The sequence below is a fragment of the Mesorhizobium sp. CNPSo 4670 genome, from assembly GCF_057784235.1.
The window spans coordinates 82,497-108,869 of the sequence record NZ_JBWJFQ010000002.1; the positions used below are offsets into that span (position 1 = coordinate 82,497).

Annotated in this window: 30 protein-coding genes; 9 read left to right on the forward strand and 21 right to left on the reverse strand. The window is 62.6% G+C overall.

Annotated features, from left to right (window positions below; all coding sequences use genetic code 11):
* Positions 1-48 precede the first annotated feature (48 nt).
* The 4 genes from AC0ZT5_RS03795 to AC0ZT5_RS03810 form a co-directional block, all read right to left on the reverse strand.
* A complete protein-coding gene (locus AC0ZT5_RS03795) occupies positions 49-660 on the reverse strand; it encodes a LysE family translocator (RefSeq protein WP_477288736.1) in 612 nt (203 codons plus the stop codon).
* Positions 657-935, reverse strand: coding sequence for a DUF4031 domain-containing protein (locus AC0ZT5_RS03800; protein WP_488495340.1), 279 nt, complete (start codon positions 933-935; stop codon positions 657-659). Before AC0ZT5_RS03800 ends, AC0ZT5_RS03795 begins: the two co-directional genes overlap by 4 nt.
* An 84-nt stretch (positions 936-1,019) precedes the next feature.
* Positions 1,020-2,318: a lysophospholipid acyltransferase family protein gene (locus AC0ZT5_RS03805; protein ID WP_488495341.1), complete on the reverse strand. Its 1,299-nt coding sequence runs from the start codon at positions 2,316-2,318 to the stop codon at positions 1,020-1,022.
* Between the two features lie 118 nt (positions 2,319-2,436).
* Positions 2,437-3,264, reverse strand: coding sequence for a cell envelope integrity EipB family protein (locus AC0ZT5_RS03810; RefSeq protein WP_488495342.1), 828 nt, complete (start codon positions 3,262-3,264; stop codon positions 2,437-2,439).
* Positions 3,265-3,403: 139 nt separating this feature from the next.
* On the opposite strand from AC0ZT5_RS03810, the gene AC0ZT5_RS03815 reads away from it, so the two are divergent.
* From AC0ZT5_RS03815 to AC0ZT5_RS03830, 4 genes are all read left to right on the forward strand, one after another.
* Positions 3,404-3,868, forward strand: coding sequence for a RidA family protein (locus tag AC0ZT5_RS03815; RefSeq protein ID WP_488495343.1), 465 nt, complete (start codon positions 3,404-3,406; stop codon positions 3,866-3,868).
* A gap of 14 nt (positions 3,869-3,882) precedes the next feature.
* Positions 3,883-4,611, forward strand: a complete 729-nt coding sequence (locus AC0ZT5_RS03820; RefSeq protein WP_488495344.1) for a glycerophosphodiester phosphodiesterase — start codon at positions 3,883-3,885, stop codon at positions 4,609-4,611.
* Between the two features lie 55 nt (positions 4,612-4,666).
* Positions 4,667-5,881, forward strand: coding sequence for a GNAT family N-acetyltransferase (locus AC0ZT5_RS03825; RefSeq protein ID WP_488495345.1), 1,215 nt, complete (start codon positions 4,667-4,669; stop codon positions 5,879-5,881).
* Positions 5,882-5,980: 99 nt separating this feature from the next.
* A complete protein-coding gene (locus tag AC0ZT5_RS03830; protein ID WP_488495346.1) occupies positions 5,981-6,415 on the forward strand; it encodes an HIT family protein in 435 nt (144 codons plus the stop codon).
* A gap of 9 nt (positions 6,416-6,424) precedes the next feature.
* Here the strand turns inward: AC0ZT5_RS03830 and AC0ZT5_RS03835 are convergent, their stop codons facing one another.
* The 4 genes from AC0ZT5_RS03835 to AC0ZT5_RS03850 form a co-directional block, all read right to left on the reverse strand.
* Complete coding sequence (locus tag AC0ZT5_RS03835) at positions 6,425-6,502, reverse strand: phosphotransferase-like protein (RefSeq protein WP_488495695.1); 78 nt, start codon at positions 6,500-6,502, stop codon at positions 6,425-6,427.
* 63 nt (positions 6,503-6,565) lie between these two features.
* Complete coding sequence (gene clpA / locus AC0ZT5_RS03840) at positions 6,566-9,034, reverse strand: ATP-dependent Clp protease ATP-binding subunit ClpA (RefSeq protein WP_184874144.1); 2,469 nt, start codon at positions 9,032-9,034, stop codon at positions 6,566-6,568.
* A 6-nt stretch (positions 9,035-9,040) separates the two neighbouring features.
* Positions 9,041-9,370, reverse strand: a complete 330-nt coding sequence (gene clpS, locus AC0ZT5_RS03845; protein ID WP_010909565.1) for an ATP-dependent Clp protease adapter ClpS — start codon at positions 9,368-9,370, stop codon at positions 9,041-9,043.
* A 278-nt stretch (positions 9,371-9,648) separates the two neighbouring features.
* On the reverse strand, positions 9,649-9,978 hold the full coding sequence (locus AC0ZT5_RS03850; protein WP_184874143.1) for a phasin family protein: 330 nt from the start codon (positions 9,976-9,978) through the stop codon (positions 9,649-9,651).
* A 285-nt stretch (positions 9,979-10,263) separates the two neighbouring features.
* Here AC0ZT5_RS03850 and AC0ZT5_RS03855 point away from each other — a divergent pair, with 285 nt between their 5' ends.
* Positions 10,264-11,718: an SPOR domain-containing protein gene (locus AC0ZT5_RS03855; RefSeq protein WP_488495347.1), complete on the forward strand. Its 1,455-nt coding sequence runs from the start codon at positions 10,264-10,266 to the stop codon at positions 11,716-11,718.
* A gap of 47 nt (positions 11,719-11,765) precedes the next feature.
* Here the strand turns inward: AC0ZT5_RS03855 and AC0ZT5_RS03860 are convergent, their stop codons facing one another.
* From AC0ZT5_RS03860 to AC0ZT5_RS03875, 4 genes are all read right to left on the reverse strand, one after another.
* Complete coding sequence (locus tag AC0ZT5_RS03860) at positions 11,766-12,464, reverse strand: DnaJ domain-containing protein (protein WP_488495348.1); 699 nt, start codon at positions 12,462-12,464, stop codon at positions 11,766-11,768.
* A complete protein-coding gene (locus tag AC0ZT5_RS03865; RefSeq protein ID WP_488495349.1) occupies positions 12,464-13,195 on the reverse strand; it encodes a vWA domain-containing protein in 732 nt (243 codons plus the stop codon). Before AC0ZT5_RS03865 ends, AC0ZT5_RS03860 begins: the two co-directional genes overlap by 1 nt.
* A 96-nt stretch (positions 13,196-13,291) precedes the next feature.
* The gene (locus AC0ZT5_RS03870) at positions 13,292-13,729 is read right to left on the reverse strand and encodes a DUF1489 family protein (RefSeq protein ID WP_477288757.1); all 438 of its coding nucleotides are present in this window, start codon (positions 13,727-13,729) and stop codon (positions 13,292-13,294) included.
* A 217-nt stretch (positions 13,730-13,946) separates the two neighbouring features.
* Entirely contained in the window at positions 13,947-15,350 is a 1,404-nt protein-coding gene (locus AC0ZT5_RS03875; protein WP_488495350.1) for an L-serine ammonia-lyase, read from the reverse strand.
* A 179-nt stretch (positions 15,351-15,529) separates the two neighbouring features.
* On the opposite strand from AC0ZT5_RS03875, the gene AC0ZT5_RS03880 reads away from it, so the two are divergent.
* The gene (locus AC0ZT5_RS03880; protein ID WP_488495351.1) at positions 15,530-16,249 is read left to right on the forward strand and encodes a DUF599 domain-containing protein; all 720 of its coding nucleotides are present in this window, start codon (positions 15,530-15,532) and stop codon (positions 16,247-16,249) included.
* On the opposite strand, the gene AC0ZT5_RS03885 is transcribed toward AC0ZT5_RS03880, so the two are convergent.
* From AC0ZT5_RS03885 to AC0ZT5_RS03910, 6 genes are all read right to left on the reverse strand, one after another.
* Entirely contained in the window at positions 16,222-17,019 is a 798-nt protein-coding gene (locus AC0ZT5_RS03885) for a YdcF family protein (RefSeq protein ID WP_488495352.1), read from the reverse strand. The genes AC0ZT5_RS03880 and AC0ZT5_RS03885 overlap by 28 nt on opposite strands.
* 29 nt (positions 17,020-17,048) lie before the next feature.
* A complete protein-coding gene (locus AC0ZT5_RS03890) occupies positions 17,049-18,614 on the reverse strand; it encodes an amidase (protein WP_488495353.1) in 1,566 nt (521 codons plus the stop codon).
* Complete coding sequence (locus tag AC0ZT5_RS03895) at positions 18,614-19,069, reverse strand: GNAT family N-acetyltransferase (RefSeq protein ID WP_488495354.1); 456 nt, start codon at positions 19,067-19,069, stop codon at positions 18,614-18,616. Before AC0ZT5_RS03895 ends, AC0ZT5_RS03890 begins: the two co-directional genes overlap by 1 nt.
* A 7-nt stretch (positions 19,070-19,076) precedes the next feature.
* Positions 19,077-19,364 (reverse strand): Asp-tRNA(Asn)/Glu-tRNA(Gln) amidotransferase subunit GatC, encoded by a 288-nt coding sequence (gatC, locus tag AC0ZT5_RS03900; RefSeq protein ID WP_095091833.1) that lies wholly within the window; start codon positions 19,362-19,364, stop codon positions 19,077-19,079.
* A gap of 125 nt (positions 19,365-19,489) precedes the next feature.
* Positions 19,490-19,906, reverse strand: coding sequence for a hypothetical protein (locus AC0ZT5_RS03905; protein ID WP_488495355.1), 417 nt, complete (start codon positions 19,904-19,906; stop codon positions 19,490-19,492).
* A gap of 24 nt (positions 19,907-19,930) precedes the next feature.
* Positions 19,931-20,638: a metal-dependent hydrolase gene (locus tag AC0ZT5_RS03910; RefSeq protein ID WP_488495356.1), complete on the reverse strand. Its 708-nt coding sequence runs from the start codon at positions 20,636-20,638 to the stop codon at positions 19,931-19,933.
* 123 nt (positions 20,639-20,761) lie between these two features.
* On the opposite strand from AC0ZT5_RS03910, the gene ruvX reads away from it, so the two are divergent.
* On the forward strand, positions 20,762-21,268 hold the full coding sequence (ruvX, locus tag AC0ZT5_RS03915) for a Holliday junction resolvase RuvX (RefSeq protein ID WP_488495357.1): 507 nt from the start codon (positions 20,762-20,764) through the stop codon (positions 21,266-21,268).
* Here ruvX and AC0ZT5_RS03920 read toward each other — a convergent pair.
* The 3 genes from AC0ZT5_RS03920 to AC0ZT5_RS03930 form a co-directional block, all read right to left on the reverse strand.
* The gene (locus AC0ZT5_RS03920; protein WP_477288773.1) at positions 21,186-21,527 is read right to left on the reverse strand and encodes a DUF6105 family protein; all 342 of its coding nucleotides are present in this window, start codon (positions 21,525-21,527) and stop codon (positions 21,186-21,188) included. The genes ruvX and AC0ZT5_RS03920 overlap by 83 nt on opposite strands.
* Positions 21,527-22,081 (reverse strand): hypothetical protein, encoded by a 555-nt coding sequence (locus AC0ZT5_RS03925; protein WP_488495358.1) that lies wholly within the window; start codon positions 22,079-22,081, stop codon positions 21,527-21,529. Before AC0ZT5_RS03925 ends, AC0ZT5_RS03920 begins: the two co-directional genes overlap by 1 nt.
* Positions 22,082-22,277: 196 nt before the next feature.
* Entirely contained in the window at positions 22,278-23,906 is a 1,629-nt protein-coding gene (locus AC0ZT5_RS03930; protein ID WP_184874128.1) for an acyl-CoA dehydrogenase family protein, read from the reverse strand.
* A 177-nt stretch (positions 23,907-24,083) separates the two neighbouring features.
* Here AC0ZT5_RS03930 and AC0ZT5_RS03935 point away from each other — a divergent pair, with 177 nt between their 5' ends.
* Positions 24,084-25,064, forward strand: coding sequence for an aspartate carbamoyltransferase catalytic subunit (locus AC0ZT5_RS03935; RefSeq protein ID WP_488495359.1), 981 nt, complete (start codon positions 24,084-24,086; stop codon positions 25,062-25,064).
* A complete protein-coding gene (locus tag AC0ZT5_RS03940) occupies positions 25,061-26,347 on the forward strand; it encodes a dihydroorotase (protein ID WP_488495360.1) in 1,287 nt (428 codons plus the stop codon). The genes AC0ZT5_RS03935 and AC0ZT5_RS03940 overlap by 4 nt, the downstream gene beginning before the upstream one ends.
* Positions 26,348-26,373 lie beyond the last annotated feature (26 nt).

The following is a 26,373-nucleotide window of genomic DNA, read 5'->3' on the forward strand; positions in this document are numbered from 1 at the left end:
ATATAGAGGGGATGCGCGACAAACGCAAGCCGTGTGGCGTTTCACCACTCAGCGTGCGGCAATCAGCGCTCCAGTGCCGATCATTGCGCTGCCGGCAAACCTGTTCATCAGCCGCATGCGTCTCGGCGTCCTGAACCAGCCCGAAGCCCGCCCGGCGAGTGCAGCATAAATACCCATGGTGAGGATGTTGACGCTGATGACGACCGCGACCACCAGCAGTCCGTCCGCAAGGGTCATGGTGTTGAGGTTCAGGATCAGCGGCATGATCGAGGCATGGAACAGGATCGCCTTCGGATTGCCCAGCGCAATGGATGCACCGAGGAAAAACGACCGTGACAATCTCGCCTGCGACGCCTGCGGTTCATCCGATTGCGTGCCCGCGGCTCGCCACATCCTGATGCCGAGAAAAACCAGGTAGGTAGCGCCCGCGTATTTCAGCAGGAGGAAAACCCATTCGAAAGTCTGGGCCAACGCCACCAGTCCGAGCAACGCCAGGGTGACCAGCACCGCATCGCCTGCGGCGACGCCAACCCCGGCCACGAACGCACGAAGAAACCCGCGCGACACACCGTTGGTGATGACTGCGAACATCGCCGGCCCGGGCGTTGCGGCCGCAAGCGTGATTGCGGCGCAATAAGCCAGAAATGCCGTTGGTGTCATCGCCGAGCCTTTCCATTGGGCACCCGCACCCGCCGGAAGATCGCGACGATCTCCTCGCGGCTGCATTCGAAAGCGCCGAGCCGCACCGCACGGTCGCGCTCGAAGCCGGTTATGTCATAGTGCGGCGCCGATGTCTTGGGCGGCCCCTGATAGGATGAGCGCTTAACGCCGAGCTGCGCGGCGAAGCGATGCAACTCATCGGTGTCGTCAGCCATCAGATGGCACCAGCGATGGCCAGCCCAGTTCCAGATCGCCGCGTCGACATAGACTGCCATGAAGCTTGCTGCCTGCCTTCCATTCTTCGCAGCTGCCATTCCTTCGCAACTGAATGACGATCAGCCACATGGCCTGTCTGGATGTCAGTGACGATAGAATGGATTCGGATAGAAAATGAAGCTGCCGCTGGCCGCAAGCTCGGCCACCGTGCTGGCGACTGTGGCCTGCATGCGACGGTGCAACTCGGCAACCGCATCGTCGACCGAGCCGGCATGCTCATGCAGGCCGAGTGGATCGGGCACCCGGATGTGGGCGCACCGCGGCCCGGCCGGTTGCGGAATGAGCCGGTTGATCGTGTCGCGCAGTCCGCTCCGGCAATAGTCGTTGCGGATCCTCTTCAGGTGCTCGGCGATCTCCTCCTGTGTGATACGCGGATTGGCCGAGGCCCACGACCCGACGCGTTGCAGCCTCTGAATCGTGTCGGCGAGCGCGCGGACCTTCTTTTGCTCGCCCGCATCGCCGGTATTTTCGCGCTGCCAACGACGCGCCAGCCTCAGAAGCTCGGTGGTGTCGGGGACGGCGGTGTCGGGAGAAATGTCCCGGCCAAGCCGACGGCTGAGTTCGGCGACCAAAGCCTCCTGGCGCTCGGCATAGCTCGCGCCCTCTTCGGATGACAGGCTCCACGCGGCTTCGTCGCGGGCCAGCAGCGTCGAATAGATATGGTGGATGCGCTGCGGCAGCGTGTCGGTCGCTTGACGTTCTATTTTCAGGTTTTTCTCGACATAGGTGCATTCCTTCGCCAGCGCCGCTTCGACATTCCTGGTGAAGGCCAGTTTCCAGACGACCGGCGCGATCCAGACCTTGGAATCTGGATCCGTGGCTCTCCCCCGTTTGAGTGCCTCAAGCCCCATCTCGACGGCGCCCGGCAGCAACGGCGCCACGATGTTGGCATGCCAGCCGACGCCGCCTTCGGGATGCAGCAGCACGCCATGACCTTTCAATGCCCAGGCGACGGAGTGTTCCTTGGCTGCCCCGCTGTTGCCGGGAATCTGGGCGATCAGGTTGTTGGCCAGCCAGAATTTCTGCATCAGCCGGCCAAGGCCGTTGACGACGCCGTTCGTCGCCCAGGAGGCGGCAAACGGGCTGACCTGCGACACGATCTCCTTGTCGATCATCCAGTCGGTGAAGAACTCCGGATGATTGGGCGTGATGAAGGTCGCCTTCCCCGCCCCGCAACTGGCCTTCAGCCGCTCGAGGTCGGCGTGCGGAAAGTCGATATTGCGGACATTGGCGACGCCACGCAGCCCGGCCAGGCGGTTGAACGGCAAGATATCGCGAAAACCCGGTATCCCCCGCAGCATGACGATCCGGTTGACTGATGTCATGGCCCTGATCAGCGCCGGGTTTGGCCTCGGCGCCACGAAGACATCGATCCTGCTCAAGCTGCTCCCCCCTTTGCGCCTCGACGCTAGGGAGGAAGTTGGGAGGCGATTGCGGCGCGTTCAAGTCGTTCACCACGACAACGCCGTGTCGTGGTGAATCAACTGGCCAGCTGAAGCACTATTTGGTCGGGCAGGTTTTCGACTGGTCGAACAGCGAAAGATTGACCAGCTTGCCGGTCATCGAGAAGTCGCCGTAGTCCATGACGAGGTCGCGGGTGATGCCGTTGTCGTGCAGCTTGAAGCTGATCCGGTATTCCGGCACCTCTTCGCCTGTCTTGTCGGTGTCGTCGAAGTAGGCGATGTCGACCGGCCAGTATTTGTCGGTGGCGAGCTTCGCCAATGCCGGAGCCTCCGGGTCGGCCTTGTCGGCATCGGTCTTCTTGCCGACGACGACAGTGGTGGTCATCACTTTGTTGGCGTCTTCGGAACCGTCGAAAAGGTTGGTTTCGTAAAAATTCTCGCCCTTTTCTGCCTTGCCGATCAGTTCGACTAGATGCTGGGTCGGAAATTGGGTCATAGCCAGCTCGAGGCTGTTCTTTTCGGGTTTGTCGATATCGACCTTCAACCCCTTGGTCTCTTTCGTGGCGATGCCCTTGACCTCCTTGTCGAGGTTCTGGTCGACGAAGGACTTCGTCACGAATGAAAAGGTCTTGCCTTCGGCGTCCTCGAAAGTGGTCGTCTGCTGGTCGGTCAGCTTGGTGTTCTCGTTGGTGACGATCTGGGTGACGAAACGGAATTTCACCGTATAGCCTTCACAGGCCGAGCCGTTGAACTCATAGACCATGCGGCCGGATATGCCCGTTATGCCGGATTGATCGGATGCCTTGTTGAGGGTGAGATCGTAAACAGCGCGGTGGGCTTGCAGCGCCGGCACGGCGAAAGCAGGGCCTATCGAGAACACCGCCGACAACAGGACGGCATGGAATGCAAGGCGCGTTGCGCGCATGTGGTACTCCGATCGTCGCGGCTGATGGCAGGCCGCAGGGAAAGATGGTCCAGCTTAAAAAAAGTCGTGGCGGAAGCGAGGCAAAAATAGCAATTTCGGCCCGGCCAGCGCGGCGTCACCCAAGCAATAGGGAAATACCATGAGTGAAACAATCGAAAAGCGGCTAAGCGATCTGGGCGTGACGCTTCCTGTCGCCGCCGCGCCCGCTGCCAACTATGTGCCCTATTGCAGGTCCGGCAACCTCTTGTTCACCGCCGGGCAGTTGCCGCTCAAGGACGGCAAGCTGCAAGCGAGCGGCCTGCTCGGTCGCGACGTCGACACCGCGGCCGGCAAGGACGCGGCAAAGTACTGCGCGATCAACATCCTGGCGCAGGCCAAGGCCGCACTCGGCGACCTCGAGAAAATCCACCGCCTGGTGAAGATCACAGTTTTCGTCGCCTCGACGCCGGATTTTGTCGAACAGCATCTGGTTGCCAACGGTGCCTCCGATTTCCTGGTTGCGGCACTTGCCGAGCGCGGCAAGCATGCCCGCTCCGCTGTCGGCACCGCCTCGCTGCCACTTAATGCCGCAGTCGAAATCGAAGCGATCTTCGAAGTCGAGTGAGCCAGGAGACGACCATGACCGACCTATCCTGGTTGACAGCCCGGCCTGTCGCCCATCGCGGTTTCCACGACATGAACAAGACGCGCTGGGAAAACACGCTCTCCGCCTTCGCGGCCGCGGCCGAGCGCGGCTACGCCATCGAATGCGACGTGCACCTGTCGCTGGACGGCGTTCCCGTCATCATTCATGACGACGATCTGCAGAGGCTGACCGGTCAAGACGGTTTCGTCTGGCAACGCACCGCGGCGGAACTCACGGCGCTCAAGGTCGGCGGCACCTCGGATCATGTACCGACCCTGCAGGAAGCGCTCGACCTGGTCGATGGCCGCGTGCCGATGGTCGTTGAGCTGAAAGGCATCCCGGGCCGCGACGAGGGTCTCGTGGCGATCGTCGGCAAGATGCTCAAGCGCTACAAGGGCAAGTCGGCGATCATGTCGTTCGACCACTGGCTGATCCGCGATTTTCCGAAACACGCACCGGGCATTCCGGCCGGACTGACCGCGTACGGCAAGGACGTCAAGCTGATCGAGGCGCATTTCGCAATGCTGGCGCATGAGATCGACTTCACCTCCTATGCCGCCGGCGATCTGCCCAACCGGTTCGTCAGCTTCGTCCGTGAAAAGCTGAAAATGCCGGTCATCACCTGGACGGTGCAGGACCAGCCGGCGGTCGACCTGACCTATAGATATGCCGACCAGATGACATTCGAGGGGTTCGACCCCGACCTGGTCAAAGTCGCCTGAAGTCGGTGTCTGAAACGTGACTTGTACCCAGCCGGACGGAGCTTAAATAAGCCCCATGGATCAAGGCGACGACGGCGATGACCAGACAGCGAATGCGGACTATTTGATCCGCATCGCCGCTGGCATCGGCGCTTTCACCCCAGATGAGTGGAACAGCCTCAGCGGAACCACGCGAGGCGACGTAGAAAACGGCTACAACCCACTCGTTTCATTCGCTTTTCTGAGCGCGCTCGAAGAGTCAGGCTGCGCCGTGCGGCGCACAGGGTGGCAAGGTCATCATTTGCGATTGGAGACCGCGCAGGGCAAGCTGCTCGGGGCGGTCCCGTGCTATCTCAAATCGCACAGCCAGGGCGAATATGTGTTCGATCATGGCTGGTCGGATGCCTTCGAACGCGCCGGCGGCCGCTACTATCCAAAACTGCAATGCGCGGTGCCGTTCACACCGGTCACCGGCCCTCGCCTAATGGTCACCAAGGGCGAGGATGTCGGCGCCGTCAAAGCCGGACTGGCAGCGGGCCTGAAGGCGGTCACGCAAAAACTCGGCGTCTCTTCAGCGCATGTGACCTTCGCCCAGGAAAGCGACGTCGAGGTGCTGGAAGCGGCAGGGTTCCTGCATCGCACCGACCAGCAGTTCCATTTCTTCAACGAAGGCTTTTCAACCTATGACGACTTCCTCGCCACCCTTGCCTCGCGCAAGCGCAAGGCGATGAAGAAGGAGAGGCGCGAGGCGCTGGCCAACGGCATCTCGATCGACTGGCTGACCGGCAAGGATCTCACCGAAAAGGCCTGGGACGACTTCTTCGCCTTCTACATGGACACCGGCAGCCGCAAATGGGGCCGGCCCTATCTCAGCCGCCAGTTTTTCTCGCTGATCGGCGAACGCATGGCCGACGACATCCTGCTGGTAATGGCCAAGCGCAACGGGCGCTACATTGCCGGCGCCATCAATTTCATCGGCTCCGACGCACTCTACGGCCGCAACTGGGGCTGCATCGAGGACCATCCCTTCCTGCATTTCGAGGTCTGCTACCATCAGGCGATCGACTTCGCCATCGAGCGCAAGCTCAGGGTTGTCGAGGCAGGAGCGCAAGGAGAGCACAAGCTGGCGCGCGGCTACAGGCCGGTGACCATGCATTCCGCGCACTACATAGCCCACCCCGGCCTCCGCAACGCCGTATCCGACTATCTCAGGCGCGAACGGCACGAGGTGGAGCGGATGAGCGAATATCTGGAAGGGCACACCCCATTCCGCAAGGATCTGGAGGAGTAGCGACGGGCCTGCCCCGATCGGCGGGGCGACTTTAGCCGATCGTCTTGCCGATTTTCGACGGCTTCGCTACACGAAAAGGAACAATCCGGAGCGTTCGCCATGGCTGAGGCCGCCTATGACACCGACAACATCTTCGCAAAGATCCTGCGCGGTGAAATTCCCTCGCACCGCGTCTACGAGGACGAAACGATCGTCGCCTTCATGGATGTGATGCCACAGGGGCCGGGCCATACGCTGGTGGTGCCGAAGGCGCCGTCACGCAACCTGCTCGACGCCGCTCCGTCAACGTTCGGCCCGCTTTTCGCGGTCGTCCAGAAGGTGGCGCGGGCCGTCAAACAAGGGTTTGGCGCCGACGGCGTCACCGTCATGCAGTTCAACGAGCCCGCCTCGGGGCAGACCGTCTATCATCTGCATGTGCATGTCATACCACGCTTTGACGGCATTCCCCTGAAGCCGCACACGGGCGGCGGGATGGAGAAGCCAGAAGTGCTGGCGCAGAACGCCGAAAAGATACGGGCGGCGCTGCGAAGCTGACGTAGCACGTCACTTTGCGACGGCCTGGACGATGCCTGATTTTCCCGATCGCGGCGCACCGTTCAGGATGACGATCTGCCCGGCCATGCGTCCCTCATTGCTCCAATGAAAAAAGCCCCGTCGCCGGGGCTTTTTCGACTTTTGTCAGGGTCAGTTCTTTCTGGGCAATTGCGGCACCAGGCTGCGCTTGCCGCCGTCCTTGCCCTTGGCTTCGGGCTTCTGCGCCACCAGCTTCTTGGCCGCGGGCTTTTTCGCCACGGCCTTTGTGGCCTTCGGCGTCTCTTCCGGCTCTTCCTTCTTAGGCTTCACCGGCGCCTCGTCGGCGAGCGATTCCAGCTTCAGGCCGGTCTCGCCGGTTTCCTTCTTCTCGACGGTGACACGCACCGTGCCGCCCTTCTTGAGCTTGCCGAACAGCACCTCGTCGGCCAACGGCTTCTTGATGTGCTCCTGGATGACACGGCCGAGCGGCCGCGCACCCATGCGCTCGTCATAACCCTTGTCGGCGAGCCAGGCGATGGCATCGGGCGACAGATCGAAGGTGACGCCGCGCTCGGAAAGCTGGGCCTCGAGCTGCATGACGAACTTCTGCACCACCTGATGGATCACCGGCACCGGCAGCGAGCCGAACGGGATGATCGCATCGAGACGGTTGCGGAATTCCGGCGTGAACAGCCGGTTGATCGCCTCGACGTCGTCGCCTTCGCGCTTGGTCGAACCGAAGCCGATCGCCGCACGCTGCGCATCCGACGCGCCCGCATTGGTGGTCATGATCAGGATCACATTGCGGAAGTCGATCTGCTTGCCGTTATGGTCGGTCAGCTTGCCGTGGTCCATCACCTGCAACAGGATGTTGAACAGGTCCGGATGCGCCTTCTCGACTTCGTCCAGCAACAGCACGCAGTGCGGATGCTGGTCGACGCCATCGGTCAACAGACCGCCCTGATCAAAGCCGACATAGCCGGGAGGCGCACCGATCAGCCGCGATACGGTGTGGCGTTCCATATATTCCGACATGTCGAAGCGGATCAGCTCGACGCCGAGCGATGCAGCCAATTGCTTGGCGACTTCAGTCTTGCCGACACCGGTCGGGCCGGAGAACAGGTAAGAGCCGATCGGCTTCTCCGGTTCGCGCAGGCCGGCACGCGCCAGCTTGATCGCCGAGGTCAGCGCGGTGATCGCGGTATCCTGGCCGTAGACGACGCGCTTCAGCTCGATATCGAGACCCTGCAGCACCTTCTCGTCGTCGGCCGAAACCGTCTTCGGCGGGATGCGGGCCATGGTGGCGATCGTCGCTTCGATCTCCTTGATACCGATCGTCTTCTTGCGCTTGGCTTCCGGCACCAGCATCTGCGAGGCGCCGGTCTCGTCGATCACGTCGATCGCCTTGTCCGGCAGCTTGCGGTCGTTGATGTAGCGCGCCGACAGCTCCACCGAGGCCTTGATCGCCTCGTTGGTGAACTTCACCTTGTGGAACTCCTCATAATAGGGCTTGAGGCCCTTCATGATCTCGATGGCGTCCTCGATGGTCGGCTCGTTGACGTCGATCTTCTGGAAGCGCCGCACCAAGGCTCGGTCCTTCTCGAAGAACTGGCGGAATTCCTTGTAGGTGGTCGAGCCGATGCAGCGGATCGCACCCGACGACAGGGCCGGCTTCAACAGGTTCGACGCGTCCATAGCGCCGCCTGACGTGGCCCCTGCCCCGATGACCGTGTGGATCTCGTCGATGAACAGCACCGCGCCTGGATAGTCCTCGAGTTCCTTGACGACCTGCTTCAGCCGCTCCTCGAAATCGCCGCGATAGCGCGTGCCGGCGAGCAGCGTGCCCATGTCGAGCGCGAAGATGGTGGCATTGTGCAGCACTTCGGGAACGTCGCCTTCGACGATGCGCTTGGCGAGGCCTTCCGCGATCGCCGTCTTGCCGACGCCGGGATCACCGACATAGAGCGGATTGTTCTTGGAGCGGCGGCACAGCACCTGGATGGTGCGGTTGATCTCCGACTCGCGGCCGATCAGAGGGTCGATCTTGCCGGCCTTGGCCTTGTTGTTGAGGTTGACGCAATAAGCGGTCAGCGCGTCCTGCTGCTGCTTCTTCTTGCCGCCTTCCTCCTGCGGCTCGGCACCGTTCTGGCCGCCCTGCTCGTCATCGGCGCCGCGCGGCGAACGCGTTTCCGACGCGCCCGGACGCTTGGCTATGCCGTGCGAGATGTAGTTGACCGCGTCGTAGCGGGTCATCTGCTGTTCCTGCAGGAAATAAGCGGCATGGCTCTCGCGCTCGGCGAAGATGGCGACGAGCACGTTGGCGCCCGACACTTCCTCGCGGCCCGACGACTGCACGTGGATCACCGCGCGCTGGATGACGCGCTGGAACCCGGCTGTCGGCTTGGAGTCCTCGTCGTAGCCGGTGACCAGATTGTCGAGCTCGGTGTCGATATAGGTGAGAACCGTGTGCTTCAGCTCGTCGAGATCGACATTGCAGGCGCGCATGACGGCGGCCGCCTCGGTGTCGTCGATGAGCGCGAGCAGCAAATGTTCAAGGGTTGCATATTCATGGTGCCGCTCATTGGCGAGCGTCAGCGCCTGGTGAAGCGCCTTTTCCAGGCCTTGGGAGAAAGCCGGCATGTTACCTCACTTCTTCTCCATCACGCATTGCAGCGGATGCTGATTCTGTCGGGCGAAATCCATGACCTGAGACACTTTGGTCTCGGCCACCTCGAATGTATAGACCCCGCACTCGCCCACTCCATGATTGTGAACATGAAGCATGATGCGTGTGGCGGCTTCGCGGTCCTTCTGGAAAAAACGCTCCAGCACGTGAACCACGAACTCCATGGGCGTGTAGTCGTCGTTGAGGATGAGGACCCGGTAAAGGCTGGGCTTCTTGGTCTTGGTTTTGGTGCGCGTGATAACGGCCGTCCCGCGGCCGGCCTCATTGCCGTCGCCGCCGCCGTTTTGCATCCGCGCCACGCGTCTCGTGGCAGTCAAATCGATCGTCACGTATTCCTGCCTCTTTCGAATCCCCATGCGAGTTCGACATGTAGGTGTTCGATGGACGATTTTAAGCCCTTCTGTTTAGCTGACAATATGGCTAGGTGACCAAACTTGGCCGATTTTCGCAATCGTGAAGGGGCGCGAGGCCTTGGAGCGGAAATTGACATGAAAAAACCCGGCCACGCTTCCGCGACCGGGTTTTGTCCCCCGCCCAAAGGGCCGGATCTTGCTCACGTCAGGCGAAATTACTTCGCCTTGGCAACGATCGATTCGAACGGCTTGTAGGCTTCCTTGGCGAGTTCGGCATAGAGGTCGCCAATCTTGGTGGCCTCGGCTACGAACGCCTCATACGATTGCTTGGCATAGTCGGACTGGATCTCGATCGCCTTTTCCAGCGACTTGGCCGAAAACATCTTCTCGACGGCGGCGCTGCCTGCTTCGAAGCTCTTCTTGGTGTATTCGCCAGCTTCGGTGGCGATCGCCTGGGCGCCCTTGGAGAGCGAAGCGAAGCTCTTCAATCCGGTATCGGCAAACTCTTTGCCGTATTTGCTGAAGTCCTCATAGGTCTGGGTCATTTCACGCATTCCCTTGGGTTGAAGCGTCCTTCTTCGGGGCGCTCTTGTGCAATGCACACTAATATATTGTGCGCCGCACAAAAGTCAACATTTCGCCGGCGTCCCGACGCCGCCTGCGCAGTCAATGGCTAAAAATCGAATAAAGAGAGCTTCAAGCCCGAAGAAAATGGTGAACGCGGCGGTTACCATAAACGGATTGGTAACGCTGCCCCAGTAGCTTTGGCTGGAAGTGAGGCAGGACCCTTTGCCGCCTCCAGCGCAACGAAGAATCCAAGGGAAATACCAGTGCGTCAGGCGTTGTTGGGCATCGTTTCCAAATCCACCTCCCCTCTCAAAACGATGATGATCTTCGCCCTGGCGATGACAGTCGTCTGCGGCGACGTTGCCTCGTCGCTGGCGGCGAGGTCCGCGGCAATCGTCATCGACGCCAAGACCGGCAAGGTGCTCTATTCGGCGGATGCCGATGGCAGGCGCTATCCGGCCTCGCTCACCAAGATGATGACGCTCTATCTGACCTTCGAGGCGCTGGCGAAGGGCAAGATCAGCAGGAACTCGCAAGTCGTGTTTTCGGCCAACGCCGCCGCTGAGCCGCCGACGAAGCTTGGCGTGAAGCCGGGCGGCTCGGTCACGGTCGAGACCGCGATCCTGTCGATGGTCACCAAATCGGCGAACGACTCGGCGACCGCGCTCGGCGAAATGCTCGGTGGCAATGAAACCAATTTCGCCCGCATGATGACCGCCAAGGCGCGTGCGCTAGGCATGAACGGCACCGTGTTTCGCAACGCCAACGGCCTGCCCAATCCCGGCCAATTCACCACCGCGCGCGACATGGCGACACTCGGCATCGCCCTGCGGGAGCATTTCCCCCAGTACTACGGCTATTTCTCGCAGCGTTCCTTTCTCTATGGGCGTCAGCGCATCAATGGTCACAACCGCCTGCTTGGGCGCATCAAGGGCGTCGACGGCATCAAGACCGGCTACACCCGTGCCTCCGGCTTCAATCTCGTCTCGTCGGTTTCCGACGGCAATCGCCGCATCGTCGGCGTCGTCATGGGTGGCACGTCGGGCGGCAGCCGCGACAACCAGATGGCTGCGTTGATCAACACCTATATGCCGCGGGCATCGACCCGCGGTGGCGGCGATCTGGTCGCCAAGGCCGGCGACAGCAACCCGATCACCGCCCTTGCCAAGGTGTTGCTGCCCAAGCACGACGCGCCGACGCCGGACGACAAGCCGGTGGTGGCGCAGGATGACGCGACCCAGGATGATGCGACCGGCGCCGAGGACGCCACTGTGGCAGAAGACAGCACCGCGCAGAACGAGCAGAGCGAAGAGGCTACCGAAGAGACCGCCCCTGTCGTCAAGGCGAAAAAGGTCAAGACTGTCATCGTATCGGCGCCGCAGGTGGCCACGGCTCAGGTCGTGGCGGCCTATGCCGAACCAACACCGGCGCCGACGCCCACTGTCGACCCGGTCAACACCGCGTCTGTGCCGTCGGGCTGGGCCATCCAGGTTGCCTCGTCGCCCAAGCAGTCCGAAGCCCAGGCCTTCCTCGACAAGACCACCAAGCAGGCACCCAAGGTGCTGGCCGACGCTTCCGGCTTCACCGTCGCCTTCGCCAAGGACGGCGTCACCTATTACCGCGCCCGCTTCGGTGGCTTTGGTTCCAAGACCGCTGCCTGGAAGGCATGCACCGCTTTGAAGAAGAAGAACATCGAGTGCTACGCCGTCCAGCAGTAGGACGGCGTGGAAGCAATCTCCCGGAAAAATTCTGCGTCGAAGGAGAACTAGTTGTGATTGGAGAGCAAGACGTCCTTGGCTTCATTGATCCGCGCCGCCAGGAAAGACGTGCCGCCGATATCGGGGTGCAGGCGCTGCATCAGGCGGCGGTGCGCCTTGCGGACATCCGCCGCGGCGGCCCCCGCTTCAAGACCAAGGACCTTGTAGGCCTCCTCCTTAGTCATGGCGCCCGAACCTGGCGTAACACCCAGCCCTTCGCCACCGTTCGTCTCAGCGTTTTTGCGCCAGATGGGAAATCTGCCGTCAAGATACGTCTCTAGCAGTTGCCGGCTCTCCGGATCGCCGGAGAGTTCGCGGTAGAGATGCTGCAACTCAGCCAGCCCCATCGCGCCAAGCATCTTGCCTTCGTGGCGGCCGGCCAGGACCAGTCCTTCGAGGCCGCCAGTATCGTGATCAAGCTCCATTTCGAGTGCTGCGGTGCGCACCGTCGAACGCTTTCCGGGCGCTAGCTTTGTCGTCGGCTGCTTCATCCGCATGGAACCATACCAAGCGATTGCCGCCGACAGAATTATGCCTCCAATGCCTTCGCGCCCGACCGCAACCAAAGCGACGCCGACCAGCCCCAGAAGGACCGGCCCGAGTGTCTTCATGCCGCTGGCCAATTTCGCTGGGTCGGCGCGAAGGAAGATCGAGGCCACGCCGAAAAGCACCAAAAGCAATGCCACCAATGCGATGATTGCGCCCATCAGTTCCCGCCACCCCGCAGATGCTCAATCATAAGCCGGTCTTCCGGCCTGCCCCTGGCTTCGAGCGCTTTCAACCCGCCGGTTGCAAACACCGCAACCGCCGAAAGCAGTCCTGCCAGAGTCGCGGCAGCTCGCCGATCAAATCGGAACCAAGCCCCTTTGGACAACCGCGCGATTTCCTTAAACGCCTTTTCTGCGCCGGAATCATGACCTTCCTGGAAGACGAAGACAGGAACGCCATGCAGGCCGAGGCTGCCGGCCTTTTCAGCCAGATCGTCGATGTTCTCTTCCATCGCATCGCCGATATAGACCAGCGCATTGACCTTGGCCGTGGCTGTCTGTTTCAGCGCATGCGCCAGCACCTTTCCGATCTGGGTGTTGCCGCTGCGGCATTCGATTCGCGTCATCAACTGCTTCAAGGCATTGGTGTCGGCTACGAATGCGGACGAACGGCACTCACCCAAGCCGCGAAAATAGACCAGTTGGACGCTGAGGGATCCGGCCTTGCCGACGGCATCGAACATCTGGCCCTGCAGCTCGCAAGCCAGATCCCAGGTCGGCTGGCGGCTCATCGTTGCGTCGAGCGAAAGGATCAGCCTGCCCGAACCCATCGCCGACGCAGCCAGCGTCCTTGCCTGGCGAAGAAACGCTTCGATCTCGCCGGCATTGGATTGAGGTTTGACCGGGGCAGGATTGGCCCTTGCGGGCACCGGCTGCTTTTTGTCGCTCATCAGAACAAGATGTGGCGTTGTCGCGCCGCTTGCAAGTCCAGTGCGAGGCAAGTTTGCGGGCCAGCAAACCAGCCGCAATTGAAGCAGACAAACGGCCTACAGCAGGCCGAGATCGGCAAGCTCGCGCCTGAGCTTCGGCGGCATCTCGATCAGCCCGGCCTTGCCCTTGCCGAGATCGGCCGGCGCGTCCGACGGTTTCAGATAGCGCCAGCCCTGAAAGGCCCGGCGCGGCTGCCAGTCAGTGCGCACGACGTGCGGATCGAGAATGAGATGACAGCGGCCTATGCCTTCACCGTCGGTGAACGGCCGGATCTCGGTGATCAGCTGCCGGCACTGCACATTGCCCTTGATCACCCAGTAGAGCGAACCGCCGTCGGTGATCTCGGCGCCGCGCGTCGGCACCATGCGCGTCGTGTGATACTGCTCGACCGGCTCACCGGCGCGCCGCCGCTCGTCGAGGCGAAAGGCGATCCACTCTTCGAGATCCTCGACGCTGTCGCAGCCGACACAGAGTTTTATGAGATTGAGAGACATCGCCTAAGGTTTAGTCCGGCGCGCGGATGCGTCAACGGCCTGATCGACTTCTCCACAGTGCCAATCCACACTTAGAGGCCGTTTCGAAATTCGCTCCGGCGAGTCATATGGTGGTGGCTTCGAGAACCGGAGCGCAGCGGACATTTGGGTCCGTAAGCACCGGAAGCGCAGAAAACGCCGCCAGATGGCCCCCGGAGTAGGATTTCCAAACGGCCTCTCAGCACTCCACGACATTGACGGCCAGCCCGCCAAGGCTGGTTTCCTTGTATTTCTCGTTCATGTCGAGGCCGGTCTGGCGCATCGTCTCGATCGCCGCGTCGAGCGGCACGAAATGGATGCCATCGCCCTTGATCGCCAGCGACGCAGCCGTCACCGCCTTGACCGCACCCAGCGCATTGCGCTCGATGCAAGGCACCTGGACCAACCCGCCGACCGGATCGCAGGTCATGCCGAGGTGGTGTTCGAGCGCGATCTCGGCGGCATTCTCGACCTGTTCTGGCGTGCCGCCCATCACGGCGCACAGCCCGGCCGCGGCCATCGCGGATGCCGACCCGACCTCGCCCTGGCAGCCGACCTCGGCGCCGGAGATCGAGGCATTGGTCTTGATGATGCCGCCAACGGCGGCGGCCGTCAGCAGGAAGTCACGGATGCTCGGCTGATCGGCCTCGGGATGGAAATGCAGCCAGTAGCGCAGCACCGCCGGCAGCGTGCCGGCAGCACCATTGGTGGGCGCGGTGACGACGCGGCCGCCGGCGGCATTCTCCTCGTTGACCGCCATGGCGTAGATCGACAGCCAGTCGTTGGCGAGCAAGGGATTGGGTCTGTTCTGCTGCCACTGCTCCTGCAGCTTGTCATGCAGCATGCGCGCGCGCCGGCGCACCTTCAGTCCGCCCGGCATGATGCCGTCCTGCGACAGGCCACGGTCGATGCAGCCCTTCATGGCGCTCCAGATGCCGTCGAGGCCGGCGTCGAGCTCCTCGCGCGACATCTGCGTCTCTTCGTTGACGCGCTTCATGTCGGCGATGGAAAGGCCGCTTTTGCCGGCCATCGCCAGCATCTCGACCGCATTCTTGAAGGGATACGGCACCTTCTTGCCTTCGGTCGTCACCGACCCCTTGGCCTTCATCCGCTGCAGCTCTTCTTCCGAAACCACGAAGCCGCCGCCGATCGAATAGTAGATGCGCTTGAGCAGCAGACGGTCACCGGCATCATAAGCATAGAACGCCATGCCGTTGGCGTGGCCGGTGAGCGGCGTCTTGCGGTCCAGCACCAGATCGGTGGCCGGGTCGAAACGATAGGAGGGATGGCCGGGCGGCGAAATGCGCTTCTCCGCGGTGATACGGCTGGCAATGCTATCAGCCTGATCGGGATCGACAGTCTGCGGCGTCAGGCCGGCAAGGCCGAGTATGACAGCACGATCCGAGCCATGACCAATGCCGGTATAGGCGAGCGAGCCATGCAGGCTGGCGGAGAGACGGTCGACCTTGACGCCCGCCGGACGCGGCCAGTCAGTTCCCGCGACCTCGTCGAGAAACCGCGCCGCGGCGGTCATAGGACCCATCGTGTGCGAACTCGAGGGTCCTATGCCGATCTTGAACAGGTCGAAAACCGAAAGGAACACGCGGCGTTGTCTCCTGGAGTCACGTCAAGGACTACATATAGGAATTCCCACGATGTTTCCGCTCTTTTGGAAATCGCGGCGCATCGCCTGCCGACCTTGTTTGCTCCGGCCGCGACATTGGTGCGATCGCTCTTTGCCGGACATCGAAGCGATCGCACTGAATGTGATAAATTCGGACTATGGGCGATTCCCTTGATCTTTCGACAGCCGATCTCGCGGCGCTGGCTTTCTTCCTCGTCGCGTGGCTGTTGCACACGCTCGCCTCCGACGGCAAGCTGGTCAGCCGCATATCGCTGACGACGGCGATGAATGCGCAGCGACAAGCCTGGATGCGCACCATGGCCGAGCGCGAGATCCGCATCGTCGACACCGCCATCATGAGCGGGTTGCAACAGGGAACCGCCTTCTTCGCCTCCAGCTCCTTGATCGCGATCGGCGGTTGCTTTGCCTTGCTCGGCGCATCCGACCGGGTTCTTGAGGTGCTGAGCGACCTGCCCCTGGGCGGTGCCCCGTCACGCGCGGCCTTTCAGATAAAGGTGTTCGGACTGGTGCTGATCCTGGCGTTTTCGTTCTTCAAATTCGGCTGGGCCTACCGGCTGTTCAACTATTGCACGATCCTGATCGGTGCCGTGCCGATCCATCATGGCGAAGCGTCACGCAACCCGGTCACCGAAACAGCGGTCTGGCGTGCGACGCAAATGAACATGCTGGCCGGAAAGCATTTCAATTCCGGCCTGCGCGGCGTGTTCTTCTCGATCGGCTATCTCGGCTGGTTCGTCGATCCCACGGTGTTCGTGCTGTCGACGCTGTTGCTCCTGGCCGTGCTGGTGCGGCGCCAGTTCTTCTCGGCAGCCAGACACGCGGTGATCGGTCAGCCGCCGGGCGCGGGAAAAGGCTGATCGATCCGGCCCGATATCCAGTAGGCGAAGAGCCCGATCCATTCACGGATGGCCATTGTGGTGACCTGCAGCGAATCGGCCGGATTGTCGCGGAAAAGGCCGATGCCTTCCCGCCCCGTGGTGCGGTAGTCGACCGGCCAGGGAATGGTTGCAAAACCGGCCTTGTCGAACAGCGCCTTGGCGCGCGGCATATGGAAGGCCGAGGTCACCAGCAGCCAGGTCTCGCCGGGCTTCGGTGTTACCAGCTCCTTGGTGAAGACGGCATTCTCATAGGTGTTGCGGGACTTGTTCTCGAGGATCAGGCGATCGGCCGTCACACCAAGCGCAGTGAGCAATCGGGGTGCCGTGGCTGCGTCGCCCTCGCCTTCGAGGAACAGTTCGCCGGTACCGCCGGAGACGACCACCCTCGCGGTTGGAAAGCGCCGGGCGAGAATCGCGGTCTCGACCATCCGGTCGCCGCCGCTGTTCAGCTCATAGCCGCCGCGCGCCAGGTTGATGGCGCCTTCGAAGCCGCCGCCGAGCACGACGATGCCGTCGACCTTTTCCGGCAGTGGGGGGCGCGCGAAACGCTCCTCCAGCGGGTTGAGCATCATCGCACCAAGCGACGTCCAGGCCGACAGCCCAAGGATTAGAAACGCCAGCACGCTGCCGGTGACGGCAAGCCGCCGGCGGCCGATCATCGCGGCGACCAATCCCGCCAGCAGAAGGAAGATCGTCAGGTTGAGCGGCTGGATGAAGAACCAGAAGACTTTGGAAAGATAGAAGAACATCGCTCAACCCCGTTGGACGAGCGACATCCTTACCACCACTTCTCCGGCTGGAATGTGCCGGCCGCCTGCTCGATCACGGCGGCGGTCTGGAACAGGGTTTCCTCATCGAACGGCCGGCCGATCAGCTGCAGGCCAAGCGGCAGGCCCTTGGCGTCCAGACCCGCCGGCACGGCGATGCCCGGCAGGCCGGCCATGTTCACCGTGACGGTGAAGATGTCGTTCAGATACATCTTGACCGGATCGGCCGCCATGTCCTCATCAGCGATGCCGAAGGCGGCGGATGGTGTCGCCGGGGTCAGGATGACATCGACGCCGGCGGCGAAGACATTCTCGAAGTCGCGCTTGATCAGATTGCGCACCTTCTGCGCCTGCAGATAGTAGGCGTCGTAATAGCCGGCCGACAGCACATAGGTGCCGATCATGATGCGGCGCTTGACCTCGCGGCCGAAACCGGCGGCGCGGGTCTTCTCATACATGTCGACGATGTCCTTGCCCGGCACGCGCAGCCCGTAGCGGACGCCGTCGTAGCGCGCGAGGTTGGATGACGCCTCGGCGGGCGCGACGATGTAATACGCCGGCAGCGCGTATTTGGTGTGCGGCAGGGAAATATCGACGATCTCGGCGCCGGCGTCCTTCAGCCAGGCAATGCCCTTCTGCCACAACGCCTCGATCTCTTCGGGCATGCCGTCGACGCGGTACTCCTTGGGGATGCCGACCTTCATGCCCTTGATCGGCTTGCCGATCGCCGCCTCATAGTCCGGCACCGGCCGGTCGACCGAGGTCGTGTCCTTCGGGTCGACGGAGGCCATCGATTTCAAAAGGATCGCCGCATCGCGCACGTCGCGGGCGATCGGTCCGGCCTGGTCGAGCGACGAGGCAAAGGCGACGATGCCCCAGCGCGAGCAGCGTCCATAGGTCGGCTTGATGCCGACGGTGCCGGTGAAGGCGGCCGGCTGGCGGATCGAGCCGCCCGTATCCGTCGCCGTCGCGCCGGCGCACAGGAAGGCGGAGACTGCCGTGGCCGAACCGCCGGAAGAACCACCCGGCACCAGTTGTGCATTGTCCAGGCTGCGCGCGGTCCTGGTGCCGCCAGCCGAGACGAAGCCGCCGTCGCCCTGATGCGTGGTCGGCATCACCACCGTGTCGAGGCGCGAGCGCCGCCACGGGTTAATGACCGGGCCGTAGTAGGACGTCTCGTTGGACGAGCCCATGGCGAACTCGTCCATGTTGAGCTTGCCCAGCATGACCGCGCCGTCGGACCACAGATTGGTGGTAACGGTCGATTCGTAGCGCGGCTTGAACCCGTCGAGCACATGGCTGCAGGCCTGGGTATGGACGCCTTCGGTGCCGAACAGGTCCTTGATGCCGAGCGGGATGCCTTCCAGCGCACCGCCCTCGCCCCTGACCAGCTTGGCGTCGGACGCCTTCGCCATGTCGCGCGCCTTGTCGCCGGTCACCGCCACATAGGCATTGAGCGTCGGATTGGCGCGATCGATGGCCGCGAGATAAGCCTCGGTGATCTCGGTCGCGGTGATTTCCTTGCCGCGCAGCTTGGCGCGGGCCTGCGAAATCGTCAGTTGGGTCAGGTCGCTCATCAGAGGCTCTTTTCGTAAAACACCGACCACTCGGAATCGGGATAATCCAGCACCGGGCCGCAGCGCGAAAACCCGGCGCGTTCGTAGACGGTCCACGCGGCTGGATGGCGATCGCCGGTCTCCAGCACCAGCCGTTTCAGCCCCTCGTTGCGCGCCAGCGCCTCGACCCGCTCGACAATGCTGGCGCCGATCTTGCGTCCGCGATGCGAAGGCCGCGTGTACATGCGCTTGACCTCGCCGATGGCGCCGTCATGACGCTTCAGCGCACCGCAACCGATGGCCAGGCCGTTGTCGCGGGCGATGAAAACGGTCGTATCCTCACCAGCCATCTGCTCGACCGTCAGGTGGTAGCAGTGCTCCGGCGGCGTCAGTTCGAGCAGCGTTTGGTTGAGCTCGTTGACCAGACCGCGCACGTCGTCCTGCAGCGGCGTTTCAACGGCGATCTCGATAGCCATCGGCGCGCTACTCCACGACCTTCGGCACGAGGAAGAAATTCTCTTCGGTCGCCGGTGCGTTGGCTACGATATCGGCGGCCTTGTTGCCGTCGGTGACGACGTCTTGGCGCTTCTTCATGTCCATAGGCGTCACCGAGGTCATTGGCTCGACGCCGGAAACGTCGACCTCGTTCAACTGCTCGACGAAGCCGAGGATGGCGTTCAACTCGCCGGTCATGCGTTCGGCATCTTCTTCGCTCACCGCAATGCGGGCGAGACGCGCGACGCGCTTCACTGTCTTGACGTCAACGGACATGTTTTGCCTCGGGGAAAACCAGTTCGGGCTATAGCGGCGCCGCGCGCGCGGCGCAACATGCATCGTGCGAGAGAACCAGGCGTCGGCCTAGCTCTTCTGTCGTCGGGCCACGGACAAGATGCTGCCTATGGCAGGGCAACGCCCTCGCACAGATAGTAGCTGCCGCTGTTGCCGTTCGCCTCGCTTTCGTCATCGGCGGGCCGGACCGAGACGAGATCGATCTGCGTCGAGCTCATTTGGGTCACTGAAAGGACGTCGGGAAACACATAACCCGGTTCCTGGCAGATGGCCGTCACCGCCCAGCTTGGCGAGGCTGTCGCCTTGCTGATCTGTACGAACTCGCAATTGTATTCGACACCTTGCAGGCCGTGCGCCGAAAGCACGATGTTGCCAGCGTCGATCAGCGTCTGCAGCGTAGCCTTCCTGGCCTGTGTGCAGAGGTCCTCGGACTGGAGGTAGACGCCTTCGATGAAATCGTCAGCGGCGAACGCGGGCGACGCCGCGACCAACACGGACACGCAAAGACACTGCCTCAAGGCCATGGTTTCATTCCGCATTAGTTGCTTCTAAATCGTAATCGTCTCACCGACCTTCGGCAATGCCAACTTCAGGCCGGATCCTTCCAGGCCCGCCTCGAACTTATCGGCGGTCGGATCGATCATCGGAAACGTGCCGAAGTGACAGGGAACCACAGTTTCGAATTTGAAGAAGCGGCGGCAGGCGAGCGCGGCCACCGCACCGCCCATGGTGAAGCGGTCACCAATCGGCACGATGCCAATCTTCGGCTCATGCAACTCGTTGATCAGTGCCATGTCGGAAAAGATGTCGGTGTCGCCCATGTGATAGAGCGTCCGGTCTTCCGGGAAATGCAGGACGAGGCCGCCCGGATTGCCGAGATAGGTGTTCTGGCCGCCATCGCCGGGGAACGAGGAGGAGTGCAGCGCCTGGACAAAGGTGGTGGTGAAGCCGCCGCAATCGACGGTGCCGCCGATGTTGCCCGGGTTGATCTTCTTGTCGCTGGCGCCCTTGCCCACCAGGTACATGCAGATTTCGAAATTGGCGACCAACTGGGCGCCGCTTTTGCCCAGCACTTCCAGCGCGCCGCTGATGTGGTCGCTGTGACCGTGCGTCAGCAGCACATGCGTGATCCCCTCGGCCGGCCCTTCCCAGCCGCCTGTCCAGGACGGATTGCCGATCAGATAGGGGTCGATGAGGATCTTGGCGTCAGCGGTTTCGATGCGAAACGCCGAGTGGCCGTACCAGGTCAATTTCATGAATGCTTTCCTCGATTTTTGCCTTGCCAAAGGATAGAACGCCGATAGCCCTGAGATCAAAGGGTTACTGTGTCCGTTGTGTGTCTGAGAGAACACATGGCGGTGAAGGGCGAAGGACGGCCATTGGGCATTATCACGATCGAGGAATTGCCGGCGCGGCTTGCCGGCGGCAAAACGTTGGCAGGGCTTGACCTCGGCGACAAGACGATCGGCGTCGCCGTCTCGGACCAGAGGTTCTCCTTTGCCCATCCGCGCCCGGTCATCATGCGAAGGAAATTCTCGCTCGACGCTGTCGTGCTGTTAGCCTTGCTGCAGAAGGAGAATGCCGGCGCGGTTGTGATCGGACTGCCGATCAACATGGACGGTTCGGAAGGGCCGCGCGCGCAGAAATCGCGCGCCTTCGTCCGCAACATGGCGCAGGTGAGCGACCTGCCCTTCGTGCTCTGGGACGAAAGGCTATCGACGGTCGCGGCCGAAAGGACGCTGATCGAGATGGATTTCTCGCGCCGCAAACGCGCCAGCAAGATCGATTCGGCGGCAGCCGCGTTTATTCTGCAGGGAGTTTTGGACCGGCTTCAGTCGCTCCACGCATCCGATCGAACGGAACCGGACCCGCCCAACGCCGCTTGATCCAGCCGGCGATTTCGCGGCGGCGGCGAAACGCCCACAGCGCCATCAGCAGAAACCCATCGAAGACACAGGCCTTTGCCACCATGCCGGGGATGGTCGCCGGATCGATACCGAGCATCTGGCCATAGAGCTGGAAGACGAAGTCGTGCAGCCGCCGGCTCAGCATGACATAACCGAAGTTCATGTCGTTGAGCGACAGGTAGAACCAGCCCCAGAACAACGCCATCGGGGCCGCCCACAATGCGAAGATGTAACGCATCAGCGGCCTCCCCTGGGATTCGGGCCTGTCCGGCCCGATATGAGCGAAAGCAGCGAATTGTGGGCCGCAGCCTCGGCCATGCCGTGCGCGGCGACGCTGATTTCGATATCGCCCTGAGCAACCGCCGCAACAGACCGTCGCTCGGCAAGCATGGCAACATAAGATGCCAGAAGTGCCGCCAGCTGCACCGCCACAACCATGAACAGCCCGTTGATGCCTTGCGCGGCGCCGCCGACGACGATCAGCGACAACACGCCGGACGCGGAGATGAATGCGATGCGGGCGACGCTGTCGACGCCCTGGCTGGTCGCGTCATTGATCAGGGTTTCGACAAAGGCCCAGAAGAACAGCACAGCGACGACCAGCAAGGCGGTGGCGAGCGGGGCCACGACGATGGCGTTGTCGAGGTCGATGAAGCGAGTGCCCTCGATGGTGGCACCCAACACGCCCAGCGCCGCAGCCACACCACGGTTTCCGTCGATGCAGATGAACGCAAGCAGGGCGAAAACGATCGCCCAGTGCAAGGCCAGAAAAGAGGTCAGTACATGTCGCATCGGCATTCCTGGTTCGCAAAGCAGGGATTTGGCCAATTTGAACCATTCCTTGCTCTCGCCGCGACACTGGGCTTTGCCGCTCGTCACCGCAACGGAAACCATTTGTTAAGGTTAACGGCGATTAGTGACGCGCGTGTGGAGGCTCGCCGGCGCCTCAAAATGATCGATGGCGCCGGTTATTTGCGATCTTGCAAACTCAATTCACAGGCGGATAGAGCGTGTCGATGATCATGCGCGCGTCATGACGCGAATCGAGCATGCCATAGGTGTTGCGCCACTGGCCGGCGAGCCGCGTCTCGACGAACGCGTCGGCGATTCGCCCTGCCCCCAGCCGGCGCAATTCCGCCGCCGCCGCCGATAGCGCCAGCTGTTCGGTAAGCAGCCGGGCCGAGCCGTCGTCGGTTGCTGCGACCTGCATCGCCGCCTTTAGCACGCCGATCGTGCCGCGCCCGCCGGCGCCAAGGTCACGGTCGATACCGGCCAGCACATCCTCGAACAGGCCCGGCGCGCGGCCTAGCACGCGCAGCACGTCGAGCGCCATGACATTGCCGGATCCTTCCCAGATCGCATTGACCGGGGCCTCGCGATAGTAGCGGGCGAGCGGCGCCTCCTCGACATAGCCGTTGCCGCCGAGGCATTCCATCGCCTCGTAGAGTAAAGGCGGCGCGATCTTGCAGACCCAGTATTTGACGACCGGCGTCATGGCGCGGGCGAATGCCGCCTCGCCGCGATCGCTCGCCGCCTCGTCGAAGGACCGCGCCAGCCGGAACGACAGCGCGGTTGCGGCGGCGACATCGAGCGCCATGTCGGCCAGCACGCGCTGCATCAGCGGCTGCTCGATCAGATTGGTGCCGAACACCTGTCGATGGCGGGCATGATGAACGGCTTCGGCAAGACCTGCACGCATGATCGCCGAAGATGCGACCGCACAGTCGAGCCGGGTCAAGGTCACCATGTCCATGATCGTCTTCACGCCCGCACCCGGTTCGCCGACCATCTCGCCGATGGCGTTGACGAATTCCACCTCGGAAGAGGCATTGGACCGGTTGCCGAGCTTGTCCTTCAGCCGCTGGAAGCGGAAACCGTTGCCCGAGCCGTCGCCGAGAACGCGTGGCACGAGGAAGCAGGACAGTCCCTCCGGCGCCTGTGCGAGCACCAGGAACGCATCCGACATCGGCGCCGACATGAACCATTTGTGCCCGGTCAGGCGATAGAACCCGCTACCGGCGCGTTCCGCCCTTGTCACATTGGCGCGCACATCCGTGCCGCCCTGCTTCTCGGTCATGCCCATGCCGAGCGTCAGCCCGGTCTTTTCGACCGGTGGCTTCTGGCCCTGGTCGTATTTGCGCGTCGTCACCCGCGGCGCCCATTCGCGAAACAGTTTTGGGCTGGCCATCAATGCCGCCAGGGAAGCATTGGTCATGGTGATCGGACACAGATGCCCGGTCTCGAGCTCCGCCGTCAGATAGAAACGGGCAGCGCGGACCTGGTGGCGGCGGCCAATCTCGGCGTCGCCGTTTTCCCACACCGACGAATGCAGCCCATTGGCCACCGAGCGGCGCATCAAGGCATGATAGGCGGGATGGAACTCGACCACATCTATGCGCCGTCCCTGGCGGTCATGCGTCCTGAGCTTCGGCGTCTCGACATTGGCGAGGCGGGCGAGTTCCTGCGCCTCCTGCGTCAGCACGAAACGGCCGAGCCCGTCGAGGTCCTTGCGCACTGGATCGGAAAAGCGCTCCGCAAGCTGGATCAGCAACGGATCGCCCCGCCAGGCGTTGCCGCCCGTCAGAGGCGGCGGCTGGTTCGTCACGTCGTCGGTCACGCCCAATCCTTTTGTCGGGAGAAAGGTCCCTATCGTCAGAAAACCACGAATCCGAGGCCATCGGCTAGATATAGCCAAGCCATACAACGCGCGCGATGAAAATACCGGGGAGAACGGCTCCAATGCAAAGCTGGCGCTTGCAGCCGCAAAATCTCCACCCTATAGCAGCGCCTTGAGATGACCGACGCTTCGTCCCTGCCACTCTACCCTCACCGCCATCTTCTGGGCATCCGCGATCTTTCCCCCGCCGACATCGAGCTTCTGCTCGACCGGGCGGATCGGGCGGTCGCGATTTCACGGCAGTCCGAGAAGAAGACCTCGACGCTGCGCGGCCGCACCCAGATCAACCTCTTCTATGAAGCTTCTACGCGCACGCAATCGTCGTTCGAGCTCGCCGGAAAGCGACTCGGCGCCGATGTCATGAACATGTCGGTGGCGAGCTCATCGGTGAAGAAGGGCGAGACGCTAATCGATACGGCGATGACGCTGAATGCCATGCGGCCCGATATCTTGATCATCCGCCACCAGTCGGCGGGCGCTGCCGCCCTTTTGGCGCAGAAGGTCGGCTGTTCGGTGGTCAATGCCGGTGACGGCGCGCATGAACACCCGACACAGGCTCTGCTCGATGCGCTGACCATCCGCCGCGCCAAGGGTCCGCTGTCGAAGCTGATCGTGGCGATCTGCGGCGACATCCTGCACTCGCGCGTGGCGCGCTCCAACATCATGCTGCTCAACGCGCTCGGCGCGCAGGTGCGGGTCGTCGCACCGTCGACCCTGTTGCCTGTCGGCATCGAGAAAATGGGCGTCATCGTCACCCGCTCGATGGCCGAAGGCCTCAAGGGCGCCGACGTGGTGATGATGCTGCGCCTGCAGCGCGAGCGCATGGAAGGCGCCTTCGTGCCTTCGGTGCGCGAATATTTCCGCTATTTCGGCCTCGATGCCGAAAAGCTGAAGGCCGCCAAGGACGACGCGCTGGTGATGCATCCCGGCCCGATGAACCGCGGCGTCGAGATCGCCTCGGAAATCGCCGACGGCCCGCAAAGTGTCATCCAGGAACAGGTCGAGATGGGCGTTGCCGTGCGCATGGCGGTGATGGAAGCGCTGCTCGACCCGCGTCGCAATCACGAGGGCCGAAATCAAGAGGGCCGCGGCGCATGAGCATAACGGTCTTTGAGCGCGCTCGCATTGTCGACCCATCGCGCGGTGTCGACGAGGTCGGCACCGTCATCGTCGATGGCCGCAAGATCGTCGGTGCCGGCAAGGCAGCGCTGAACCAGGGAGCGCCCGGGGGGGCGACAGTCGTCGACTGCGCCGGCAAGGCGATCATTCCAGGCCTGATCGACGGCCGCGTCTTCATCGGCGAGCCGGGCGGCGAGCATCGCGAAACCATCGCTTCGGCCAGTGTCGCCGCGGCGGCCGGCGGCGTCACCTCCATCGTGATGATGCCCGATACCGACCCGGTGATCGACAATGTGGCGCTGGTCGAGTTCGTGCTGCGCACCGCCAAGGACACGGCAAGCGTCAACGTCTTCCCGGCGGCGGCGATCACCAAGGGCCTCGACGGCCGCGAGATGACCGAGTTCGGCCTGCTGCGCGAAGCCGGCGCCGTCGCGTTCACCGATGGCCGCCACACCATATCAAGCGCCCTGGTGATGCGCCGCGCGCTGACCTATGCGCGCGACTTCGGCGCCACCATCGTGCATGAAACGCAGGACGCCGACCTCGGTACGTCCGGCGTCATGAACGAAGGCCTATACGCCAGCTGGCTCGGCCTTTCCGGCATCCCGCGCGAAGCCGAATCCATCCCGCTGGAGCGCGACCTTGCGCTGGCACGGTTGACACGCGGTTCGTATCATGCGGCGAAGATCTCGACCGCGATGGCGGCAAACGCTGTGACGCGCGCGAAAGCCGACGGCGCGACCGTGACATCGGGCGTGGCGATCCACAATCTGTCGCTCAACGAAAACGATGTCGGCGAATACCGCACCTTCTTCCGCCTGACACCGCCGTTGCGCGCCGAGGAAGACCGGCTGGCGATGATCGAGGCGGTCAGGGACGGGACCATCGATATCATCGTCTCCTCGCACGATCCGCAGGATGTCGACACCAAGCGCCTGCCCTTTGCGGATGCGGCGGCCGGCGCCGTTGGCCTCGAAACCCTGCTGGGCGCGGCATTGCGGCTCTACCACAATGGTGACGTGCCGTTGCTCAGGCTGATCGAGATGCTATCGACGGCACCGGCAAGGCTGTTCGGCCTGCCCGGCGGCACGCTGAAGCCGGGGGCGGTTGCCGATCTTGCGCTGGTCGATCTGGACGAACCCTGGATCGTCGCCGAGAGCAGCATTCGTTCGCGTTCGAAAAACACCTGTTTCGAAGGCGCGCGGTTGCAGGGCAAGGTCTTGCAAACGCTGGTGGCGGGCCGCACAGTGTTCTCAATCTGAGCTGGCCACCGCGCACCGCGCCTGAT